The following is a 19,673-nucleotide window of genomic DNA, read 5'->3' as shown; positions in this document are numbered from 1 at the left end:
CGCGGACGTGAGCGGGGAGTCGTGACCGCTCGGCAGCCCGTGCCGAGGTCGCACGACATGCCGCGTGCGCGGCGCCGAGTGGTCGGGAACTGTCGGTTGCGGGCCCGGTAAACGACGGTTCGTGCGACCTCGGCAGATGCGCGGGGAGTCGTGACCGCTCGGCGCACGACGCTGGGCGCGTCCGTCCGGGCGGCGACGCACCGGAGGCCCGGTGCCGGTCTCGTGGACCGGCACCGGGCCTCCAGGCGGTTGCCCTCGGAACCCGCCCGCGTCAGCGACGCAGCGTCGCCCGCGCCAAGCGGTTGCCGATGAACTGGCCGAGCTGCACGATGACGACGATCGCCGCCACCGAGACGTAGACCACCCACCAGTCGTAGCGCTGCGAGCCGTAGGTGATCGCGTACTCGCCGAGCCCGCCGCCACCGATCAGCGCACCCTGCGCCGTCATGTCGACGATGCCGATGTAGATGAACGTGTAGCCGAGGATCAGGGGGCCGAGGCCCTCGGGGATGAGCACGGTCAGCAGGATCGAGACCGGGTGCGCACCCGAGGCCCGAGCCGCCTCGACGACGCCCGGGTCGACCGACAGCAGGTTCTGCTCGACGATCCGGGACACCGCGAAGGCCGCGGCCAACGAGATCGCGAAGGTCACCGCGGGGACACCGATCGTGGTCTGCACGACGACCCGCGACAGCGGCGCGATCGCGGCGAGGAAGATCACGAACGGGATCGGGCGGATCAGGTTCACGAACACGTTGAGCACCGTGTACGCGGTGCGGTTGCCGAGGACGTTGCCCGGCCGGGTCGCGTAGAGCAGCAGGCCGAGCGCGAGGCCGATGACCCCGGCGATGACCAGCGAGATCAGCGACATCACGATGGTGTCGCGGATGGCGGCGAGGAAGACGTCGAACGTGTCGATCACGCTCTGGAACGAGTTGTTGTTCACGCGGCGGCCTCCTCGTCGGTCGTGACGCCGTCGGCGCGGAGTGCGGCGATCGCGCGATCGATGGCGTCGGGCTCGGCGCCGGGCGCGCTCAGCTCGTAGGTGAGCGACCCGATCCGACGCTCCCGGATCTCGCCGACCCCGCCGTAGACGAGCTCGGCGGTGACCCCGGCGGCGCGGAACGCGGCGTCGATGCGGTTCTGCAGCCCGGCCTCGTCGGTGATCTGCACCGTGACGAGCCGACCCGGGTGGCGGTCCCGCAGGCGCCGGAGCGTCTCGGGGGAGGGCCGGTCGTGCAGCGCGGTGCGGACGAAGCGCTGCGCGGCACCGGTCTTCGGGGTCGAGAACACGTCGTAGACGTCCCCGACCTCGACGACCCGCCCCTGCTCCATCACAGCGACCCGGTCGGCGATCTGCCGGACGGCGTCCATCTCGTGCGTGATGACGATGATGGTGACGCCGAGCTCCCGGTTGACCCGGCGGAGCAGCGCGAGCACCTCGGACGTGGTCTCCGGGTCGAGGGCGCTGGTCGCCTCGTCGGCGAGCAGCAGGTCGGGCGACGCGGCGAGGGCGCGGGCGATGCCGACGCGCTGCTTCTGCCCGCCGGACAGCTGCTCCGGGTAGGCGTGGGCGCGCTCGAGCAGGCCCACGAAGTCGAGCAGCTCGGCGACGCGACGGTTCCGCTCGGCCTTCGGCACGCCGGCGACCTTGAGCGGGTACGCGACGTTGCCGGCGATCGTGCGGGACCGGAACAGGTTGAACTGCTGGAAGATCATCCCGATGTTGCGACGCGCCAGACGGCGGTCCCGCTCGGGGATCGCCGTCAGCTCGCGGCCCGCGACGGTCACCGTGCCGGAGCTCGGCAGCTCCAGCGCGTTGACCAGGCGGACCAGGGTGGACTTGCCGGCACCGGAGTACCCGATGACGCCGAGGACCTCTCCCTGGTGCACGTCCAGGGAGACGTCCTCGACGGCCACCACGGTCTCGCCGGTGTCGGCGCGGCGGTAGTGCCTCGAGACGCCGCGGAGTTCGACGAGGACCGGCACTACTGCTTGGCCGCCTTCGCGTCCTGCTCGACCTGGGTGAGCTCGTCCTGCAGCTTCGAGGCGCTCTCGTCGCGGGCGACGGCCTCGGGCAGGTCCTTCGCGAAGGCCTTCTGCACGGCGTCGTCCTGGAACAGCTCCGCGAGGTCGAGGTAGGTCTTGTTGCCCTTGTCCTCGTCGCGGACGGCGAAGACGTTCACGTACGGGGCGGCGCTCGCGCTCGAGGGATCGTCCTGGTAGATCGCGTCCGAGATCGGCAGACCGGCGGCGGTGGCGAAGTTGTTGTTCACGACGGCGGCGGCGACGGAGCCCTGCTGCAGCGCGTTCGCGGTCTGCGAGGCGTCGAGGGGCTGGACGTCGACCTTCTTCGTCTCGATGTCGTCCGCGGTGGAGAACGCCGAGCCGCCGTCCTTCAGCGTGATCAGGTCGGCCGCCTGCAGGATCAGGAGCGCACGGGCCTGGTTGATCGAGTCGTTCGGGATCGCGACCTTCGCGTTCGCGGGCAGCTCGGACGGCTTGTCGTACTTCGTCGCGTAGAGCGGCAGCGGGTACACGGCGGTCGAGCCGATCGGCTGCAGGTCGTCGTTCGACGTGACGTTGTAGTCCGCCAGGTACTGGATGTGCTGGAACTGGTTGATGTCCAGCTGGCCGTCCTTGAGGGCGGGGTTCGGCAGCGAGTAGTCCGAGAAGTTCGTCAGCTTGACGGTGACGTTGAGCTTGTCCTTCGCGAGCTTCGTGTACGTGCTCCAGTAGCCGAGCGACTTGTCCGCGACACCGATCGTGACGGTCTTCGGGGCGGCGTCGCCGGCGGCACCGGCGTCGTTGCTCCCGGATCGGAGGGCGCCGACGACGACGGCGACGACGATCGCCACGACGACGATCGCGGCCGCGACGATCCAGCCGATCGGGCGCTTGCCCTTCGGCTTCTCGGGCAGTGCGGGGGCTGCGGACATGCTGGTGCTCCTCGTGGGCCGTGCGTGTGGGGGAGCCGCGGTGGTCCGCGGCGTGGAGACGAGTGTGACGTGCGGTCCACCCCCGGTGCGAGTTCCGTTCCGTCGTGTTACGCAGCACTCGATCCGTGCCGCCTGCGTCGGAGCACGCGTCCCGACACGACTTGGTTGACTCTGATCGTGCGCAGCATCGAACTCGTCCTCGGCCCGGAGTCGGACGCCGCCGTGCGGTCCGCCTGGCAGGCCCTGATCGACGCCGACCTGCCGAGCCTCGGTCGGCACCCGTCGCCGTCGAACGCCCCGCACGTCACCCTGGCCGCCGGGGACACCCTGCCCGTGCCGGCCGGGTTCCGGACGTCGGTCCCGACCGCGATCCGGCTCGGCGGGCTGCTGCTCTTCCCCGCGGGTGCCGGTCGGTCGGTGCTCGTGCGCGCGGTGGTCCTCGACGCGGCGCTCACGACCTTCCACGGCGAGGTGCACGCGGTCGCCCCCGGCGGCGTCGAGACGTCGGTGCCCGGGCACTGGTCGCCGCACGTCACGCTGGCCCGTCGGGTGCGCGACGAGGACCTGCCGCGCGCCGTCGCTGCGCTGCGCGCCGTGCCGCTGCCGGAGACGCTCGACGTCGGCGGCGTCCGGCACTGGGACGGCGAGACGCGGACGATCACGCCGCTCGCGTTCACGACCGACTAGCGGGGCACGGCCTGGAGGCCCGGCTCAGGTCCCGAGCACCCGCTCGCCGAACGCGGATGCGAACGTCCGCTCCGGGTCGGCCCGGGCGACGAGGTCGCGGAAGTCCGCCAGCCGCGGGTACAGCCCGGCGATCGCCGCGTGGTCGAGCGAGCTCATCTTGCCCCAGTGTGGTCGGCCGTCGAAGGCCGCGAGCCGGGACTCCAGGTCGGGCAGGAGCGCGGCGACCTCTGCCGGGTGCTTCTTCCAGGTGAACGCGATGCAGAGGACGTCCTCGCCCTGGGTCGGGCTGAGCCAGAGGTCGTCCGCGGCCATCGTCCGGAGTTCGCAGACGTGCAGGTGCGGTTGGATCCGGTCGGCGAGCCCCCGGAGCGCGTCGAGGGCGGCCGCCGCGTGCCGGAGCGGGACGAAGTGCTCGCTCTGCACCTCGGACCCGTGGCTCGGGACGGACCCGATCGGGAAGTGCGGCAGGCGGTCCCACCACGGGCCGACCGAGCCGTCGCGCGCGGTCCGGTGGTCGTCGCCGGGGGTGCCGGGCAGGCGCCGTGCGCCGGCCAGGGTCTCCGGGACCGGCACGTCCTCGGCGCCCTCGGGGACGCGCGATTTCACCAGGACCTCGGTGATCGCATCGCCGAACACGGTGTAGGCGCACACCGAGTACGCGGCGGCGTGCACGTCAGCGACGTTCGCCGTGAAGGTGTCCCAGGGGATCGCGCCGTAGACGTCCTGACGCATCCGGTAGGACGGTTCGACGTCGAGGGTCACCCGGGTCACGATGCCGAGCAGTCCGAGGTGCAGCACGGCACCGTCGAACGCGGGGTCCGTCCGGTCGATCGTCCGGGCGGAGCCGTCCGGACCGAGCACCTCGAACGCGCGCACCGCGGTGGCGAGCGAGCCCAGTGCCGTACCGGAACCGTGGGTGCCGGTCGCGACCGCACCCCCGACGGAGATGTGCGGCAGGGACCCCGTGTTGTGCAGGGCGAACCCGGCACGGTCGATGTCGGCCGCGACGTCGCCGTACCGGGTGCCTGCTCCGAGGGTCACGGTGCGGTGCTCGGCGTCGACGACCAGGTCGGTGGGGACGCCGGTCAGGTCGAGCAGGATGCCTGCGGTGTCGGCGACGTCGTTGAACGAGTGCCGGGTGCCGAGGCCGTGGACCCGATCGGCGTCGGCCACGATCTGGGCGGCCTCGTCGATCGACGACGGGCGGACGACCCGTTCGGCCGTGTACGTGACCGTGCCGGACCAGTTGAGCTCGCTCGTCGTCGACCGCATGGCGCCCACCCTGCCACGCGGTCCGGAGACGGGCGCGGGCCGGCGCCGGTCCCGTCACGGGTTCGGCGTCGGCCCGGCTCGTCGGTCAGTGCGAGAGGCTCGTCGGTCAGTGCACGGGCGGGGGCGTCGGCGCGCCTTCGGGCACCTCGGGCCGGCGGACGAACACCGACGCCAGGATGCCGAACAGCGAGATGATCGCGCCGACCATGAAGGCGGTGCCGACGCCCGACGCGGTGGCCACCTGGACCCCACGGGCACCGGAGCCCTCGACGGCGGTGGCCGCACCGATCGTCAGCAGCGTGACGAACAGGGCGGTGCCCGCCGCACCGGCGAGCTGCTGCGCCGTGCCGAGCACCGCGCTGCCGTGCGAGTACAGCTTCGGGGGCAGCCCGCCGAGCGCCGCGGTGAACAGCGGCGTGAAGGTCAGGGCCAGGCCGATGCTCAGCACCACGTGCGCACCGAGGACGAACCACACGCTGGTGTCGACGCCCACGGTGGAGAGCGCCCAGAGCACGGCGCTGACGATGATCGATCCGGGGATCAGCAGCACGCGCGGGCCACGGCGGTCGTAGATGCGCCCGACGATGGGGGAGAGCAGGCCCATCAGCAGCCCACCGGGGAGCAGCAGCAGGCCGACCTGCAGGACCTCGAGGCCGAGGACGCGCTCCAGGTAGATCGGCAGCAGGATGAGCGTGCCGAACATCGCCATGAAGCTCAGGCCCATCGCGACGATCGGCACCGTGAAGCCACGGGTGCGGAAGGTGCGCAGGTCGAGCAGGGCGCTGTCGGTGCGCTGCAGGCGCGTCTGCCGGACGATGAACACCGCGAGGGCCACGGCACCGACGACCAGGGCGGTCACCGGGACGAGCGGGCCGGTCGTGCCGGCTTCACCGATGCTGGACAGGCCGTAGACGATGCCGCCGAACGCGAAGGCGGAGAGGATGACCGAGACGACGTCGATCGGTGCCTTGCGCGGCGTCGAGACGTTCTGCACCTTGACCATGCCGAGGATGAGCGCCGCGATCGCGATGGGCAGCACGAAGCCGAACAGCCAGCGCCACGAGAACGCGTTGAGGATCAGGCCGGAGATCGTCGGGCCGATGGCCGGAGCGACCGAGATGACGATCGAGATGTTGCCCATGATGCGGCCACGGTGCGCGGGGTCGACGAGGGTCAGGACCGTCGTCATGAGCAGCGGCATCATGATCGCGGTGCCGCTGGCCTGCACGATGCGGCCGACGAGCAGGACGGTGAAGCCCGGCGCGAGCAGGGCGATCAGCGTGCCGACCGAGAACAGGCCCATCGCCCAGACGAACACCGGTCGGGTGTTGAAGCGCTGCAGCAGGAACCCGGTGATCGGGATGACGACCGCCATGGTGAGCAGGAAGCCGGTGGTCAGCCACTGGCCGGTCGCGGCGCTGATGTCCAGGTCGTCCATGAGCCGGGGCAGGGCCACGCCCATGATGGTCTCGTTGAGGATGACGACGAACGCGGAGACGAGCAGCAGCCCGATCACGAGTCGGGTCTCGGCAGCGGACGGCTGCGAGACGCTTCCCGTGCGGGGGGCGGAATCGACGGCCTGGGTCATGCGGGTGCTCCTGGTGGGTCACGACGGGTGGAACGGGTGTGGCGCAGGACGCGCAGACAGGCCAACTCCCTGAGTGGATGCGATTATTCCGCTTCGCTCCGACATCCGCAGGTGAACGATCGGTGCCGAGCATGCCGGTCGTCGGCGCAGCTCCCACGCACGTCGGCTCAGTGCAGGATCGCAAACCCGTCGGCGTCGCCGTGCGGTACCACCGACCGCAGGCTGACGTCGGTCACGGTCGCCGACGGTGGCCCGGTGCGCAGGCACTCGACCAACGAGTCGACGGCGACCGAGGGTCCCTCTGCCTCGACCTCCACCGTGCCGTCCCAGAGGTTCCTCGCGTAGCCGACGAGGTCGAGCCCGTCCGCCTTCCGAGCGGTCCAGTACCGGAAGCCGACCCCCTGGACCGTCCCCGACACCACGGCATGCACCCTCGTCACCGTCGTCATGTCCTCCACGCTAACCGCGGCGGCCCCTCGGGAGTTTTCGGCCCCGTGACGATCTGTTTCCGGCTCGTGACGAGCTCGCGACCTCGGCAGTGATAGTGTCATCCTAACCCGAACACTTCGAGTCAGATTGACACTATCTCCACCATGGACGAAGCAGGCATCCGCGTCGCGGTCTCCACCGTGATCGTCGCACTGCGCCCGCACCCCGACACCGGGGCCCCGGCGCTGTGGATGCCGCTCGTCCGTCGCGTCGCCGAACCGTTCGAGGGTTCCTGGGCGCTCCCCGGCGGCTGGGTCGGCGACGACGAGGGCCTCGAGGACTCCGCGGCCGCCCGACTGCGCGAGACGACGAACGTCCAGCCGCGGTACCTCGAGCAGCTCTACGCGTTCGGTGACGTCGGACGCTCCCCGAGCCGCGTGGTGTCGATCGTGTACTGGGCACTCGTGCACCCGGACGAGGCGAACGTCGTGCCCGACGACTGGAACGTCCGGTGGTTCCTGGCCGACGAGCACCCGCCGCTCGCCTTCGACCACGACCGCATCGTCGAGTACGCCCTGTGGCGGCTGCGCAACAAGATGTCGTACTCGCGGATCGCGCAGGCGTTCCTCGGCGACCGCTTCACCCTCGCCGAACTCCGCGGCGTGTACGAGGCGGTGCTCGGCCGTGCACTCGACCCCGCGAACTTCCGTCGGCAGGTCGAGAAGACCGACGCGGTCCTGCCGACCGACGAGACCACGAGCGGGGGCCGGCACCGTCCGGCCCGCCTGTACCGCTCGAACCCCGACCTGGCCTACGCGGACAACGGCCCGCTGCAGACCGGGGCCGATCAGCACCAGCAGCGGAACCGATAGGAAGCCCCGTGTCCATCGCCACGACGATCGAACTCATCTCCAACGGCAAGGCCGGCGGCAGCACCTGCACGCCAGACCTCGCGATGCCGACGTGGGACTTCGACTCCCGCCCCGGGTACGGCCCGGGGTCGTCGATGTCCGACGTCATCCCGACGAGCGCCCCGCGCCAGGGCGTCCTGCCCGACGAGTACAAGACGGCTCCGACCGACGAGCTCCACGAGCGCATCGAGCGGGCGAAGGCCACCCTCGGCGACCGGGTCGTCGTCCTCGGGCACTTCTACCAGCGCGACGAGGTCGTCCGGCACGCGGACTTCCTCGGCGACTCGTTCCAGCTCGCGAACGCCGCCCTGACGAAGCCCGACGCCGAGGCGATCGTGTTCTGCGGCGTGCACTTTATGGCCGAGACCGCCGACATCCTGGCGCGTGACGACCAGCGCGTGATCCTGCCGAACCTGGCCGCCGGCTGCTCGATGGCCGACATGGCCGACATCGACAGCGTCGAGGCCGCGTGGGCGGAGCTGACCGCGGTGTACGGCACCGAGCCCGACGCCGACGGCCGCGTGCCCGTGATCCCGGTCACCTACATGAACTCCGCCGCCGACCTCAAGGCCTTCTGCGGTCGCAACGGCGGCATCGTCTGCACCTCGTCGAACGCCGCGACCGTGCTCGAGTGGGCCTTCGAGCGTGGGCAGCGCGTCCTGTTCTTCCCCGACCAGCACCTCGGCCGCAACACCGCGAAGGCGATGGGCATCAGCACCGACCTGATGCCGATGTGGAACCCCCGGAAGCCCCTCGGCGGCAACGAGACGAGCGACCTCGAAGCGGCGAAGGTCATCCTCTGGCACGGCTTCTGCTCGGTGCACCGCCGCTTCACCGTCGAGCAGATCGACCAGGCCCGCCGCGAGCACCCGGGCGTGCAGGTCATCGTGCACCCGGAGTGCCCGATGGCCGTCGTCGACGCCGCTGACCACGCCGGCAGCACCGACCTGATCCGGAAGACCGTCGCCGCGGCCACCGAGCCGACGACGTTCGCGATCGGCACCGAGATCAACATGGTGAACCGGCTCGCCGCCGAGTACCCGCAGCACACGATCTTCTGCCTCGACCCGGTCGTCTGCCCCTGCTCGACGATGTACCGGATCCACCCGGGCTACCTCGCCTGGGTGCTCGAGGCCCTCGTCCGCGGCGAGGTCCTCAACGAGATCGTCGTCCCCACCGACGTGCAGGCCGACGCCAAGGTCGCGCTCGAGCGCATGCTCGCGGCCAAGCCGCGCGGCTGAGACGCGGACCCGACCGAACGAGGGAGACCACCGTGCACGTCGTCATCGTCGGCTCCGGCATCGCCGGCTTGACCGCAGCGATCCGCGCCAGTGCCCTGCACGACGTCACCCTGGTGACGAAGGGGGCGCTCGCCGACAGCGCCACCGCGTACGCCCAGGGCGGCATCGCGGTGGCGCTCGGTGCCGACGACTCCGCGGCGCTGCACCAGGCCGACACCCACGTCGCCGCGGCGGGCAGCGCCGACACCCGGGCCGTCGAGGTCCTGTGCACCGACGGCCCGGCCCGCGTCCGCGACCTGCTCGCCCTCGGGGTGCCCTTCGACCGGTCGTCGGACCCGGCGACCCTCGACCGGTACGGCGACGACCTCGCCCGCGGCCGTGAAGCCGCGCACGGCCGGTGGCGCGTCGTGCACGCCGACGGTGACGCGACCGGGGCCGCGATCGAACGCACCCTCATCGCGGCACTGCACCGACGGCACGTCACGATCCTCGAGCGCACGAGCCTGACCGACCTCGTCGTCCGCGGCGGCGTGGTCGTCGGCGTCGACGTCCTCGACCTGCTCGGGGAACCCCGCCGGCTCGACGCGGACGCCGTCGTCATCGCGTCCGGGGGAGCCGGACACCTGTACCGCGAGACGACGAACCCCCTGGTCGCCACCGGCGACGGGGTCGCCGCCGCGTGGCGCGCCGGTGCCGTCCTCGCCGACCTGGAGTTCGTCCAGTTCCACCCGACGCGGCTGGCGGTCCCCGGTGGCGGCCTGGTGTCCGAAGCCGTCCGCGGTGAGGGCGCCGTCCTCCGTGACGCCGCCGGGCACCGCTTCATGACCGACGTGCACCCGGACGCCGAGCTCGCCCCGCGTGACGTCGTCGCTCGGGGGATCGCCGCCGCGGTGCGCGACCAGGGCGGCGCGCCCGTGCTCCTCGACGCCACCGGCCTCGACGCCGGGTTCCTGGTCACGCGGTTCCCCGGACTCAGCCGGGCCACCCGCGCGGCCGGGTTCGACTGGACCCGCGAGGGCGTCCCCGTCGCACCGGCCGCGCACTACTCGATGGGCGGCATCGCCACCGACGCCGAGGGCCGCACCAGCCTGCCCGGACTCCTCGCCGTCGGTGAAGCCGCCTGCACCGGGGTCCACGGCGCCAACCGGCTCGCCTCGAACTCCCTGCTCGAGGGGCTCGTCTTCGCGGTCCGCGCAGCGGACGCGGTCGCCGCACCGCGACCCGGCCTGCTCCGCCTGCGCGGGGACGCGGGTCTCCACGTCACCAGCGTGCCCCGAGCGGCCGACGCGATCCGCGCCTCCCGTTCGACCCCGCCTGGAGGCGCGACCCACCTCGACGACGTCGGTGCCGTCCGACAGGTGGTCCAGTCCGTCATGACGGACCGCGTCGGGCTGCTCCGTGACGCCGTCGGGCTGGCCAGCGCGCGCCGCGAGCTCGACGCGCTGACCGCGCCGACCGGCGGCGGCGTGCGCGAGCACGAGGACCGTGCGCTCCTCGACCTGGCGCGACTCGTCGCGCTCGCCGCCGAGGCCCGCACCGAGTCCCGCGGGGCGCACGCCCGCACCGACCACCCCGGCACCGACCCCACCGCCCCGGCCTCGTACGCCTGGGTCGCCGACCACACCGACGCACACCCCGACGAGCACACGGACGAACGCGCCAACGGCTCCGCAGTCGTCCCGCAGGAGGTACCCGCATGACCACCGACCCCGGCACCATCCCGCCGCACGCGCTCCGTCGCGTGATCGAGACCGCGCTCGAGGAGGACGCGCCCTGGGGCGACGTCACCAGCGAGACCCTGATCCCCGCGGAGGCGACCGCGACCGCGACCCTCGGCGCGCGCGAGCCCGGCGTGCTGAGCGGCGGGGCGGTGTTCGTCGCCGTGATGCACGCCGTCGACCCGGCGATCCACGCCGTCGTGCACGTCGCCGACGGCACGCGCTTCGTCGCGGGCGACGTCCTCGCGACCGTGACTGGGTCGGCGCGGGCCGTGCTCCGGGCCGAGCGGGTCGCCCTCAACCTGGTGCAGCGGATGTCGGGCATCGCGACGACCACCGCGGCGCACGTCGCGGCCGCCGCTGGCACCTCGGCGCGGATCGTCGACACCCGGAAGACGACGCCGGGCCTCCGAGCACTCGAGCGGTACGCCGTCCGGTGCGGCGGCGGACACAACCACCGCACCTCACTGTCCGACGCCGTGCTCGCCAAGGACAACCACCTGGCGGTGCTCCTGGCCGGCGGGATAGGCATCGGTGACGCGATCGCCCAGGCCCGCCAGCGGCTCGGGCACACCGTGCACGTGGAGGTCGAGGTGGACCGGATCGACCAGATCGAACCCGTCGTCGCGGCGGGGGTCGACACGATCATGCTCGACAACTTCACCCCGGATGAACTCGTGGCCGGGGTCGGCATCGTCGCCGGACGCGCGCTCGTCGAGGCCTCGGGAGGCGTGTCGCTCGACACCGTCGCGGCGATCGCGGCCACCGGCGTCGACGTCATCTCGGTCGGGGCGCTGACCCATTCGGCGCGGGCGCTCGACCTCGGGCTCGACATCGACATCGACGTCGCGGTGCCGGTGCGGGACTGACCGTGTTCTACCTGGACCGCGCCGCCACCACCCCGGTCCGCCGCGAGGTGCTCGAGGCGATGTGGCCGTACCTGACGGGGGTGTTCGGCAACCCCTCGTCGACGCACGGGGTCGGGGACGAGGCCGCGCGGGGACTCACCGCCGCACGGGCCGCCGTCGCCGGGGTGCTCGGGTGCCGGCCCGCCGAGGTCGTCTTCACCACCGGCGGCACCGAGGGGGCGAACACCGCGATCAAGGGGATCGCCCTCGCCGCGCCCCGCGGTCGGCACGTCGTCACGAGCGCCATCGAGCACGAGGCGGTGCTGGAGAGCTGCGCGTACCTCGCCCGCTTCCACGACTTCGACGTCACCGTGCTGCCCGTCGGGCCGGACGGCCGCGTGGACCCGGCGGTGCTGCGCGCGGCCCTCCGCCCGGACACCACGCTCGTCTCGATCGCGCACGCCGACAACGAGATCGGCACCGTGCAGGACGTCCCCGCGCTCGCGGCGGTGGCGCATCAGGTCGGGGCGCGGTTCCACACCGACGCCGTGCAGTCCGCGCCCTGGCTGCCGATCGGTCTCGGGGTCCTGGGCGTCGACGCGCTGTCGTTGTCCGGGCACAAGCTCGGCGCCCCGAAGGGCACCGGCGTGCTCGCCGTGCGCGCCGGCGTCCCGCTCGAGCCGCTGCTGCACGGCGGGGGACAGGAACGGGGGCGGCGGTCCGGCACCGAGGACGTGGCCGGTGCCGTGGCGGTGGCGACCGCCCTCGGGCTGGCGGCGGAGACGGTGCGGTCGGGGGAGGGCACCGCCAACACCGTGCGCGACGCGGTGCTCGACGGCGTGCTCGCCGCGGTCCCCGGCGCGTTCGTCACCGGGTCGCGGGAGCACCGGCTGCCCGGGCACGCGTCGTTCTGCTTCCCGGGCGTCAACGGCGAGACCGTCCTGCTCGAGCTCGAGCAGCGCGACGTGGTGTCGTCGTCGGGCAGTGCCTGTGCCGCGGGCAGCACCGAGGCCTCCCACGTGCTCACGGCGCTCGGGATCCCCGAGGACGTGGCGCGCACCGCGCTCCGCCTGACGTTCGACGCAGCACTCACGGCCGACGACGTCCCGGTCGTCGTGGGGGCCGTGGCCGACGCCGTGGCGACCGTCCGCGCCCTCGGCTGAGGTGTACTAGACGTTCTACTCCATCTCTGGGTACGTGTCCCCCCTTCTGCGGACAACCGATCTGCGTCAGAGTGTCGTCATGGCAAACGCGATGATGACCCGGACACGACGGGACGACCGCTTCCGAGCGGTGCAGCTCCTGCCGGCGCCGGCCACCCTCGTCGCGCTCGCCCTGGCAGCGCAGCACGACCTCGGCACGGCCCCGCTCGGGATCATCGCCGTGGTCGGAGCGCTCGCGACCGCCGGGAGTGCCCTGCTCCCGATGGTCCGGCCACCCGCCGCCCACCGGTCGATGCCCGCACCGGCCGAGACGGACCGGTACCGAGAGGACACCGAACACCCTTGAGGTCCACCACCGTGCGGTTCCCCTGAACCGAGCCGCGCGGTGGACCCAGACCGGATGTCGACCCCCTGATCGACGTCCGGCGCGGGGCGCGACGTTCCCCCTGTCGTCGTGTCCCGCCGTACACCGCGATCCCGCCGTGGGTCGACGTCCGCACCCCTGAGCGGCGTCGGTTCCCCTGCAGCCCACGGCGGGATCCGGTTCCCCGGTAGCGTCGTCGCATGCCTTCGTACCGTGCGACCCTGGCGATCGGTGCCCTCGCACCCGGCACCGCCCCGGACGCCGTCCTGCCCGCCGCGGCCGCCCTGGTGCGCGAACACGCCGTGGTCGAGGCCGAGGACGTCCGGCTGCTCCGTGGTGTCCCCTGTGCCGTCGTGCGCTTCGAGGCCGAGGACGACCGTGCCGCCGCGGCCGTCCGCGACGCCGCAGTCGACGGGCTGCGGGACGTGGTCGAGATCCGCTCCGACGTCGTCACCCGGCGCGAGGGCGGTCGCTGGATCCCGGTCGCCTGACGGTCAGGCGGTGTGCGTCGCCGGTTCGGGTGTCCCCGGCCAGACGTAGTCCAGGTCGTCCGGCACGTCCGGGAACAGCTCCCGGTAGTGCTCCGGCGCCTTCTGCACGAGCTTCGAGCGGTGCGAGACGTGCAGGGCCTCGTCGTCGTTCCACGGCGGGACCGGCACGTCGCCGCGCTCGTACGCCGCCAGGTCCTCCGGCACACGGCCCAGGTCGAGCAGGGTCTTCTCGAGACACGTGTCGGCGTACCCGCGCTCGGCCCAGACGCGGCACGTGGCCTCCTGGTACGCCATCAGCGCCGGACGGTAGCCACGCCACATCGCCGTCACCGGGTGGTGCTGCCAGCCGTAGTCGGGGAGCGTCAGTGCGCGCATCACCTGCAGGGTCTCGACGCGCTGCTTGCCGAGCCGCCGGTCGTCGAGGACCTCGGCGGATGCCCGGAAGTCGGCGTACGGCAGGAAGGTCTGCATGGCGCGGACGCTACCCCGACCGACTGGCACCCGACACATGTCGTCACGAACGTGCCGCCCGCCCCGGCAGCGTGTGAGCATCGACCGCATGAGCGGAGAACTGGTCGTCGGCGTCAGTGGCAGCCCATCGGACCCCTCGCGGACCTCGACCCTGGTCGCGGCGACGGTGGCCCGGTTGGCCGAGGAGATCGACGGTGCCCGGACCGAGACGATCGAGATCGGCCCGCTGCTGGCCGACCTCGGAGCGGCCTCGGGTCGCGAGACGATGTCCGACCGCACCCGCCGGGCCCTCGAGACGGTGGAGGCCGCGGACGTGCTCGTCGTGGGCAGCCCGGCCTTCCGGGCGGCCTACTCCGGCGCCTTCAAGCTCTTCTTCGACTGGGTCGGGCAGTACGACCTCGTCGACACCCCGGTGCTCCTGACCGCCACCGGTGGCAGTGACCGGCACGCCCTGCTCGTCGAGCACCAGATGCGCCCGCTGTTCGGGTTCTTCCAGTCCACGACCCTGCCGCTCGGGGTGTTCGGCAACGAGCGCGACTTCACCAAGCGCGAGGGTGGCTACGACATCGCGAGCGTCGACCTGGAGCTCCGCATCGACCAGGCCGTGCGCCGGGCCGTGCCGCTCATCCGCGGCGGCTTCGCCACCGCCGGCCTGACCGACGTGCGGCGCCCCGCCGAGTTCTGATCCTCGTGCGCGCGCCCGGCTCTTCCGGGCGTCCCTGGTGGTTCCGGGCGTCCCTGGTCGAAAGTTCTCACCAGGTATGCCCGGAACCACCAGGCATCGCGCGTGCCATGGGAAGGAACGGGCGCGACCAAGCGTGACCGGCAGGCGGACTGGAGGCCCGTGGCGACGCCGCCACGGGCCTCTCCCCACCGGCACGGCCGGTCGGCCGCTGGCGCGTCCGCCCGGTACCGGCGGCGTGGGCCCAGTCCGTCGGTGGCTCAGCCGAGCAGGGACGCGACGTGCGCGACCGCCAGGCGGTAGCCATCGGCGCCCGCGCCGGCGATGACCGCCGTCGCGGCGGTGGCGACGTGGTCGACGTGGCGGAACGGCTCGCGCTTCCACGTGTTCGACAGGTGCACCTCGACGACGGGGACCCACAGGGCCTCCACCGCGTCGTGCAGCGCGACCGACGTGTGCGCGTAGGCGGCGGGGTTGATGACGACCGCGGCGAAGTCGTCGAGGGCCTCGTGCAGCCACTCGACCAGCTCGCCCTCGCGGTTCGTCTGGCGGAAGTCGGCCTCGAGCCCGTGCACGGCCGCCTCGGTGTGCACGATCGCCTCGATCTCGGCGAGCGTCACGGTGCCGTACTGCTCCGGGTCGCGGCGCCCGAGGATGTCGAGGTTCGGGCCGTTGAGGACGAGGATGCGCGACGCGTCGGTCATGGGCCGAGCGTAGCGAACCGGGGGAGCGCTGCGCCGCTCGGACGATGCATGCGCTGGCTATGTGAACGGTCACAAATCGGTGTAACGTCTCCGTCCGGGTCGGCAGAGTTGTCGACTGCAACACACTGACGTGGAGATGTGAATGGTTCTCGCTGCAGCGAACGAAGGGATCCGGCTCGACTTGGGCTGGGTCGACTACCTGATGATCATCGTGTACTTCGCGGTCGTCATCGGGATCGGGTTCACCGCCCGCAAGCAGGTCCGGACGAGCATGGACTTCTTCCTGTCCGGCCGCTCGATGCCGGCGTGGATCACGGGCCTGGCGTTCGTGTCCGCGAACCTCGGCGCCACCGAGATCCTCGGCATGGCGGCCAACGGTGCCCAGATCGGCATGGCCACCCTGCACTACTACCTCGTCGGCGCCGTGCCCGCGATGGTGTTCCTCGGCCTCGTGATGATGCCGTTCTACTACGGCTCGAAGGTCCGCTCCGTGCCGGAGTTCATGCTGCGCCGCTTCGGCAAGGCGCCGCACCTGGTGAACGCGATCGCGTTCGCGGTGTCGAACGTGCTCATCGCGGGCATCAACCTGTACGCGATGGCCATCGTCATCGAGGCCATGCTCGGCTGGCCGGAGTGGCTGGCGATCATCGTCTCCGCCGGCTTCGTGCTCGTCTACATCACCCTCGGCGGGCTCTCGAGCGCGATCTACAACGAGGTCATGCAGTTCTTCGTGATCATCGCCGGGCTCATCCCGCTGACGATCGTCGGTCTGCACCGCGTCGGCGGCTGGGACGGCCTGTCGAAGGCCATCACCGAGACCCAGGGCGTGCAGCACCTGCAGGCCTGGGCCGGCACCGGCTTCGGTGACGTCACCAACCCGATCGGCGCCAACTGGCTCGCCATCGTGCTCGGCCTGGGCTTCGTGCTCGGCTTCGGCTACTGGACCACGAACTTCACCGAGGTGCAGCGCGCGTTCTCGGCGAAGAACATGTCCGCGGCCCGCCGCACCCCGCTCATCGCCGCGATACCGAAGCTCTTCATCCCCGCCATCGTCGTGATCCCGGGCCTCATCGCCGCGGCCGTCGTGGGCAACCAGTTCGCCGACGGCACGCTGACCTACAACGACGCGATCCCGAAGCTCATCCAGATGTACCTGCCGACCGGTGTGCTCGGCATCGCGGTGACCGGCCTGCTGGCGTCCTTCATGGCCGGCATGGCGGCGAACGTCTCGTCGTTCAACACCGTCTTCACCTACGACATCTGGCAGCGCTACATCCGCCCGAACATGCCCGACCTGCACTACCTGAAGACCGGCCGCTGGGTCACCGTCGTCGGCGTCGTGGTCGGCATCGCAACCGCGTTCATCGCGGCCCAGGCGTCGAACATCATGACGTACATGCAGACGCTGTTCTCGTTCTTCAACGCACCGCTGTTCGCCGTGTTCATCCTCGGCCTGCTGTGGAAGCGCATGACGACGCAGGGTGCGCTCTGGGGCTACGTCCTCGGCATCGTGACCCCGACGATCACCTGGATCGCCTACCTGGTCAACCCGGACCTGTTCGCCACCGCCACCGCGGAGACCCTGTACGGCGCGATCATCTCGTTCGTCACCGTGCTGGTCGTCGGCTTCGTCGTCTCGATGCTCACCAAGCCGAAGGACGAGAAGGAGCTCGGTGGACTCGTCTACGGCGTGGGCAAGATCGACCTGCACGGCGACTCGGTCGCGACGGACACCGCCTGGTACCGCTCGCCCGCACTGCTCGGCACCGTCGCGCTCGTCCTGTGCGTCGTCCTGTACCTCCCGTTCCTCTGATCCGCGAAGGAGACCACTTCTCATGAGTGACACCACCACCCCCGGCGCGATGACCGAGGAGCAGAAGGCAGCTCTCGTCCGCTCCACCCGCCGACTCGACCTGCGCCGTATCCTCGGCGGCCTGTTCGTGCTCTACGGCGTGATCACGACCATCGTCGGGATCGTGCACTGGAACACCGACCCCGAGAAGACCGGCGGGATCCACATCAACCTGTGGGTCGGGATCTCGCTGCTCGTCGGCGGCGGCCTGTTCTTCCTCTGGGACCGCCTGAACCCGGTGCCCGCCGAGGACATCATCGGCCAGGCCGAGGCCGAGTCGCACCAGCGTGCCGCGGGCGAGGGGCGCGAGCTGGCCTGAAGCTGCTCGGGTCGGGCGTCCCTGGCCAGACGCGGAACGACGAAGTCGCTGTCGGACGACAGCGGCTTCGTCGCTTCCGGCCGCGGCGGCCGGCGCCTTGACCGGGGCCGAGCGTTGCGGGTAGCATTGATATGTCGATCGGGTGCTGCTCGGTCGAAAGTGATCCTCGGATGTCCTGCAGCCAGCGCGGGCCCGAGGATTTGCGCTTTCGGGGGCTTCCGTCAGGAGACCAGGATCGGGCTCGACAGTCCGTGATCTCCGGCGAGGCCGGCAACATGAGCCCCGCAGGCGATGTCAGCCAACGCGAGGAGCGGCTCCTCGGACGGGTTGAGGTGCTCGAACCGCACTCCGTGACCGACTCCACGATCGCGGAGCGCATCGAACATCGCTCGGTCATCCTTGTCCCGAGCGGGTCCGCGTGTCTCGAGGACCACGTGCCCGACCTTTCGCAGCTCCAGTTCGTGCACGAGGCGTTCGATGCACCGTCTTCGCCGACGTTCCGTCCGTGCCACGGTGCCGTCGTACCGGACCACGATGACGGCCACCGCATGCCGGAGGAGATCGAGCCACGAGATGCGCTGGCTCGGCAGCGCCTCGTACCAGTGCAGCTTCCGCATCCGCCTCGGAGTCGCCGCTCGGACGTCAGCACGCGCGGCGTCGCTGATCGAGACTGAGATGATCACCGCAGCGAGGACGTACGCGGTGTGGTCCCGTCCACCACCGGGTTCTGACTCGTCCACGTACACCTGCATCCGACCAGCATATTGTGTACCGGTTGGTTCCCCCACGAAACGGTTGCGCGCTGGACCGGGTGGGTCCAGGTTGAGCGTGACGAAAGGAACCGCCATGGACACGATGGTCTTCATCAACCTGCCCGTCACGGACCTCGAGCGCTCGAAGGCGTTCTACGAGGCGCTCGGGTACTCGATCAACCCGGCGTTCAGCGACGACACCGCGGCGTGCGTGGTGGTGTCCGACACGATCTACGTCATGATCCTGACGACAGCGAAGTTCGCCGAGTTCACGGACAAGACGATCGCCGACGCCGACACGATCGAGGTCATCAACTCACTCAGCGCCCCGTCGAAGGAGGACGTCCACCGCATCGTCGACGCTGCGGTCGCTGCCGGCGGCATCGAAGACCGCCCGGAGATGGACCTCGGCTTCATGTACCAGCGGAGCTTCACCGACCCGGACGGACACCGCTGGGAGTACGTGTGGATGGACGAGCAGGCGACGCAGGACGGCCCGCCTGCCGAGTGAGTGATCGGCTGTCGGCGGCGCCCGCCAGGATGGTCGCATGAGCACCGAGCCCGTCGACGCCCCGCCCGTGCCCGACCTCGTCACCGGCGACGACGGCCTCGCCCGGCCGGTCTGGGCGTCGTCGGACGAGCTCCTGCGCGAGTACTACGACACCGAATGGGGCATGCCCGTCCGTGACGAACGCGGGGTGTTCGAGCGGCTCTCGCTCGAGGCGTTCCAGTCCGGTCTGTCGTGGCGCACGATCCTCGCGAAACGACCGGCGTTCCGGGCCGCCTTCGCGGACTTCGACGCCGACACTGTCGCAGCCTTCGGCGAGGACGACGTCGCACGGCTCATGGCCGACGCCGGGATCGTCCGGAACCGCGCGAAGATCCTCGCGACGGTCACCAACGCGAACGCCACCATCGCCCTGCGGCAGGACGGCGGGCTCGCCGACTTCGTGTGGTCGTTCCGGCCGGCGACCACGCCCGAGCCACGGTCGTTCGCCGAGGTCCCGACGAAGTCGGATGAATCCCTCGCCCTGTCGAAGGCGCTGCGGAAGCGCGGCTTCGCCTTCGTCGGACCGACGACGATGTACGCCCTGATGGAAGCGCTCGGCATCGTCGACACCCACCTGATCGGCAGCCACCGGCGTGGGACCTCCGGCATCTGGGGCTGACAGGCGAGCCCAGTCCAGCCCAGGAGCACAAGCAAGCACGAGCCAGCCCGCCCATGACGCACGTCCTCGCCGG

At 71.3% G+C, this 19,673-nt stretch carries 22 protein-coding genes; 13 read left to right on the top strand and 9 right to left on the bottom strand.

Annotation, left to right across the window (positions count from 1 at the left end; all coding sequences use genetic code 11):
- Nucleotides 1–271: 271 nt before the first annotated feature.
- From DEJ08_RS13200 to DEJ08_RS13190, 3 genes are read right to left on the bottom strand one after another with little or no spacing between them, the layout of a single operon-like run.
- Complete coding sequence (locus DEJ08_RS13200; RefSeq protein WP_017888525.1) at nucleotides 272–946, bottom strand: methionine ABC transporter permease; 675 nt, start codon at nucleotides 944–946, stop codon at nucleotides 272–274.
- The gene (locus DEJ08_RS13195) at nucleotides 943–1,989 is read right to left on the bottom strand and encodes a methionine ABC transporter ATP-binding protein (RefSeq protein WP_111054394.1); all 1,047 of its coding nucleotides are present in this window, start codon (nucleotides 1,987–1,989) and stop codon (nucleotides 943–945) included. Before DEJ08_RS13195 ends, DEJ08_RS13200 begins: the two co-directional genes overlap by 4 nt.
- Nucleotides 1,989–2,939 carry a MetQ/NlpA family ABC transporter substrate-binding protein gene (locus tag DEJ08_RS13190; protein ID WP_111054393.1) on the bottom strand — a complete coding sequence of 317 codons (951 nt, stop codon included), beginning with the start codon at nucleotides 2,937–2,939 and terminating at the stop codon, nucleotides 1,989–1,991. Before DEJ08_RS13190 ends, DEJ08_RS13195 begins: the two co-directional genes overlap by 1 nt.
- 177 nt (nucleotides 2,940–3,116) lie before the next feature.
- On the opposite strand from DEJ08_RS13190, the gene DEJ08_RS13185 reads away from it, so the two are divergent.
- The gene (locus DEJ08_RS13185) at nucleotides 3,117–3,626 is read left to right on the top strand and encodes a 2'-5' RNA ligase family protein (protein WP_111054392.1); all 510 of its coding nucleotides are present in this window, start codon (nucleotides 3,117–3,119) and stop codon (nucleotides 3,624–3,626) included.
- 24 nt (nucleotides 3,627–3,650) lie between these two features.
- Here DEJ08_RS13185 and DEJ08_RS13180 read toward each other — a convergent pair whose 3' ends face one another.
- The 3 genes from DEJ08_RS13180 to DEJ08_RS13170 form a co-directional block, all read right to left on the bottom strand.
- Nucleotides 3,651–4,898 (bottom strand): D-arabinono-1,4-lactone oxidase, encoded by a 1,248-nt coding sequence (locus DEJ08_RS13180; protein ID WP_111054391.1) that lies wholly within the window; start codon nucleotides 4,896–4,898, stop codon nucleotides 3,651–3,653.
- A 106-nt stretch (nucleotides 4,899–5,004) separates the two neighbouring features.
- On the bottom strand, nucleotides 5,005–6,486 hold the full coding sequence (locus tag DEJ08_RS13175) for an MDR family MFS transporter (RefSeq protein WP_110863444.1): 1,482 nt from the start codon (nucleotides 6,484–6,486) through the stop codon (nucleotides 5,005–5,007).
- Nucleotides 6,487–6,653: 167 nt separating this feature from the next.
- Nucleotides 6,654–6,935 carry an acylphosphatase gene (locus DEJ08_RS13170; RefSeq protein ID WP_071247546.1) on the bottom strand — a complete coding sequence of 94 codons (282 nt, stop codon included), beginning with the start codon at nucleotides 6,933–6,935 and terminating at the stop codon, nucleotides 6,654–6,656.
- A 144-nt stretch (nucleotides 6,936–7,079) separates the two neighbouring features.
- Between DEJ08_RS13170 and DEJ08_RS13165 the strand changes: the two genes are divergently transcribed.
- From DEJ08_RS13165 to DEJ08_RS13135, 7 genes are all read left to right on the top strand, one after another.
- Complete coding sequence (locus DEJ08_RS13165) at nucleotides 7,080–7,787, top strand: NUDIX hydrolase (protein WP_035808830.1); 708 nt, start codon at nucleotides 7,080–7,082, stop codon at nucleotides 7,785–7,787.
- Nucleotides 7,788–7,795: 8 nt separating this feature from the next.
- Complete coding sequence (nadA, locus tag DEJ08_RS13160) at nucleotides 7,796–9,067, top strand: quinolinate synthase NadA (protein WP_111054390.1); 1,272 nt, start codon at nucleotides 7,796–7,798, stop codon at nucleotides 9,065–9,067.
- Between the two features lie 32 nt (nucleotides 9,068–9,099).
- Complete coding sequence (gene nadB, locus DEJ08_RS13155) at nucleotides 9,100–10,767, top strand: L-aspartate oxidase (protein ID WP_111054389.1); 1,668 nt, start codon at nucleotides 9,100–9,102, stop codon at nucleotides 10,765–10,767.
- Nucleotides 10,764–11,654 carry a carboxylating nicotinate-nucleotide diphosphorylase gene (gene nadC, locus DEJ08_RS13150; RefSeq protein ID WP_111054388.1) on the top strand — a complete coding sequence of 297 codons (891 nt, stop codon included), beginning with the start codon at nucleotides 10,764–10,766 and terminating at the stop codon, nucleotides 11,652–11,654. Before nadB ends, nadC begins: the two co-directional genes overlap by 4 nt.
- Before the next feature lie 2 nt (nucleotides 11,655–11,656).
- Nucleotides 11,657–12,796: a cysteine desulfurase family protein gene (locus DEJ08_RS13145; RefSeq protein WP_111054387.1), complete on the top strand. Its 1,140-nt coding sequence runs from the start codon at nucleotides 11,657–11,659 to the stop codon at nucleotides 12,794–12,796.
- 79 nt (nucleotides 12,797–12,875) lie between these two features.
- Nucleotides 12,876–13,142: a hypothetical protein gene (locus DEJ08_RS13140; protein ID WP_146248478.1), complete on the top strand. Its 267-nt coding sequence runs from the start codon at nucleotides 12,876–12,878 to the stop codon at nucleotides 13,140–13,142.
- Between the two features lie 218 nt (nucleotides 13,143–13,360).
- Nucleotides 13,361–13,651, top strand: a complete 291-nt coding sequence (locus DEJ08_RS13135; RefSeq protein WP_110863438.1) for a hypothetical protein — start codon at nucleotides 13,361–13,363, stop codon at nucleotides 13,649–13,651.
- Nucleotides 13,652–13,654: 3 nt separating this feature from the next.
- Here the strand turns inward: DEJ08_RS13135 and DEJ08_RS13130 are convergent, their stop codons facing one another.
- Nucleotides 13,655–14,122: an MSMEG_6728 family protein gene (locus DEJ08_RS13130; protein ID WP_111029349.1), complete on the bottom strand. Its 468-nt coding sequence runs from the start codon at nucleotides 14,120–14,122 to the stop codon at nucleotides 13,655–13,657.
- Between the two features lie 88 nt (nucleotides 14,123–14,210).
- Between DEJ08_RS13130 and DEJ08_RS13125 the strand changes: the two genes are divergently transcribed.
- The gene (locus tag DEJ08_RS13125) at nucleotides 14,211–14,807 is read left to right on the top strand and encodes an NAD(P)H-dependent oxidoreductase (RefSeq protein ID WP_027466300.1); all 597 of its coding nucleotides are present in this window, start codon (nucleotides 14,211–14,213) and stop codon (nucleotides 14,805–14,807) included.
- Nucleotides 14,808–15,064: 257 nt separating this feature from the next.
- On the opposite strand, the gene aroQ is transcribed toward DEJ08_RS13125, so the two are convergent.
- Nucleotides 15,065–15,508, bottom strand: a complete 444-nt coding sequence (gene aroQ / locus DEJ08_RS13120) for a type II 3-dehydroquinate dehydratase (protein WP_027466301.1) — start codon at nucleotides 15,506–15,508, stop codon at nucleotides 15,065–15,067.
- 142 nt (nucleotides 15,509–15,650) lie between these two features.
- On the opposite strand from aroQ, the gene DEJ08_RS13115 reads away from it, so the two are divergent.
- Entirely contained in the window at nucleotides 15,651–17,321 is a 1,671-nt protein-coding gene (locus tag DEJ08_RS13115) for a sodium:solute symporter family protein (protein ID WP_071405106.1), read from the top strand.
- A 22-nt stretch (nucleotides 17,322–17,343) separates the two neighbouring features.
- A complete protein-coding gene (locus DEJ08_RS13110) occupies nucleotides 17,344–17,679 on the top strand; it encodes a hypothetical protein (RefSeq protein ID WP_027466303.1) in 336 nt (111 codons plus the stop codon).
- A 221-nt stretch (nucleotides 17,680–17,900) separates the two neighbouring features.
- On the opposite strand, the gene DEJ08_RS13105 is transcribed toward DEJ08_RS13110, so the two are convergent.
- The gene (locus DEJ08_RS13105; RefSeq protein ID WP_111054385.1) at nucleotides 17,901–18,431 is read right to left on the bottom strand and encodes a DUF3800 domain-containing protein; all 531 of its coding nucleotides are present in this window, start codon (nucleotides 18,429–18,431) and stop codon (nucleotides 17,901–17,903) included.
- Between the two features lie 94 nt (nucleotides 18,432–18,525).
- Between DEJ08_RS13105 and DEJ08_RS13100 the strand changes: the two genes are divergently transcribed.
- Nucleotides 18,526–18,942 (top strand): VOC family protein, encoded by a 417-nt coding sequence (locus tag DEJ08_RS13100; RefSeq protein ID WP_111054384.1) that lies wholly within the window; start codon nucleotides 18,526–18,528, stop codon nucleotides 18,940–18,942.
- Nucleotides 18,943–18,979: 37 nt separating this feature from the next.
- On the top strand, nucleotides 18,980–19,600 hold the full coding sequence (locus tag DEJ08_RS13095; RefSeq protein ID WP_111054383.1) for a DNA-3-methyladenine glycosylase I: 621 nt from the start codon (nucleotides 18,980–18,982) through the stop codon (nucleotides 19,598–19,600).
- Nucleotides 19,601–19,673 lie beyond the last annotated feature (73 nt).

The organism is Curtobacterium sp. MCLR17_054, from assembly GCF_003234335.2.
In the GTDB taxonomy this organism is placed as follows: Bacteria; Actinomycetota; Actinomycetes; order Actinomycetales; family Microbacteriaceae; genus Curtobacterium; species Curtobacterium flaccumfaciens.
This window is presented reverse-complemented; position numbering and strand designations above follow the sequence as displayed.

Bases quoted from the DNA above. Each gene is read 5' to 3' on its own strand.
- DEJ08_RS13110 (WP_027466303.1), top strand. From the start codon at position 17,344: ATGAGTGACACCACCACCCCCGGCGCGATGACCGAGGAGCAGAAGGCA.
- DEJ08_RS13105 (WP_111054385.1), bottom strand. From the start codon at position 18,431: ATGCAGGTGTACGTGGACGAGTCAGAACCCGGTGGTGGACGGGACCAC.
- DEJ08_RS13170 (WP_071247546.1), bottom strand. From the start codon at position 6,935: ATGACGACGGTGACGAGGGTGCATGCCGTGGTGTCGGGGACGGTCCAG.
- DEJ08_RS13130 (WP_111029349.1), bottom strand. From the start codon at position 14,122: ATGCAGACCTTCCTGCCGTACGCCGACTTCCGGGCATCCGCCGAGGTC.
- nadC (WP_111054388.1), top strand. From the start codon at position 10,764: ATGACCACCGACCCCGGCACCATCCCGCCGCACGCGCTCCGTCGCGTG.
- DEJ08_RS13190 (WP_111054393.1), bottom strand. From the start codon at position 2,939: ATGTCCGCAGCCCCCGCACTGCCCGAGAAGCCGAAGGGCAAGCGCCCG.
- aroQ (WP_027466301.1), bottom strand. From the start codon at position 15,508: ATGACCGACGCGTCGCGCATCCTCGTCCTCAACGGCCCGAACCTCGAC.
- DEJ08_RS13115 (WP_071405106.1), top strand. From the start codon at position 15,651: ATGGTTCTCGCTGCAGCGAACGAAGGGATCCGGCTCGACTTGGGCTGG.
- DEJ08_RS13165 (WP_035808830.1), top strand. From the start codon at position 7,080: ATGGACGAAGCAGGCATCCGCGTCGCGGTCTCCACCGTGATCGTCGCA.
- DEJ08_RS13100 (WP_111054384.1), top strand. From the start codon at position 18,526: ATGGACACGATGGTCTTCATCAACCTGCCCGTCACGGACCTCGAGCGC.
- DEJ08_RS13180 (WP_111054391.1), bottom strand. From the start codon at position 4,898: ATGCGGTCGACGACGAGCGAGCTCAACTGGTCCGGCACGGTCACGTAC.
- DEJ08_RS13140 (WP_146248478.1), top strand. From the start codon at position 12,876: ATGGCAAACGCGATGATGACCCGGACACGACGGGACGACCGCTTCCGA.
- DEJ08_RS13125 (WP_027466300.1), top strand. From the start codon at position 14,211: ATGAGCGGAGAACTGGTCGTCGGCGTCAGTGGCAGCCCATCGGACCCC.
- DEJ08_RS13175 (WP_110863444.1), bottom strand. From the start codon at position 6,486: ATGACCCAGGCCGTCGATTCCGCCCCCCGCACGGGAAGCGTCTCGCAG.
- DEJ08_RS13095 (WP_111054383.1), top strand. From the start codon at position 18,980: ATGAGCACCGAGCCCGTCGACGCCCCGCCCGTGCCCGACCTCGTCACC.
- DEJ08_RS13135 (WP_110863438.1), top strand. From the start codon at position 13,361: ATGCCTTCGTACCGTGCGACCCTGGCGATCGGTGCCCTCGCACCCGGC.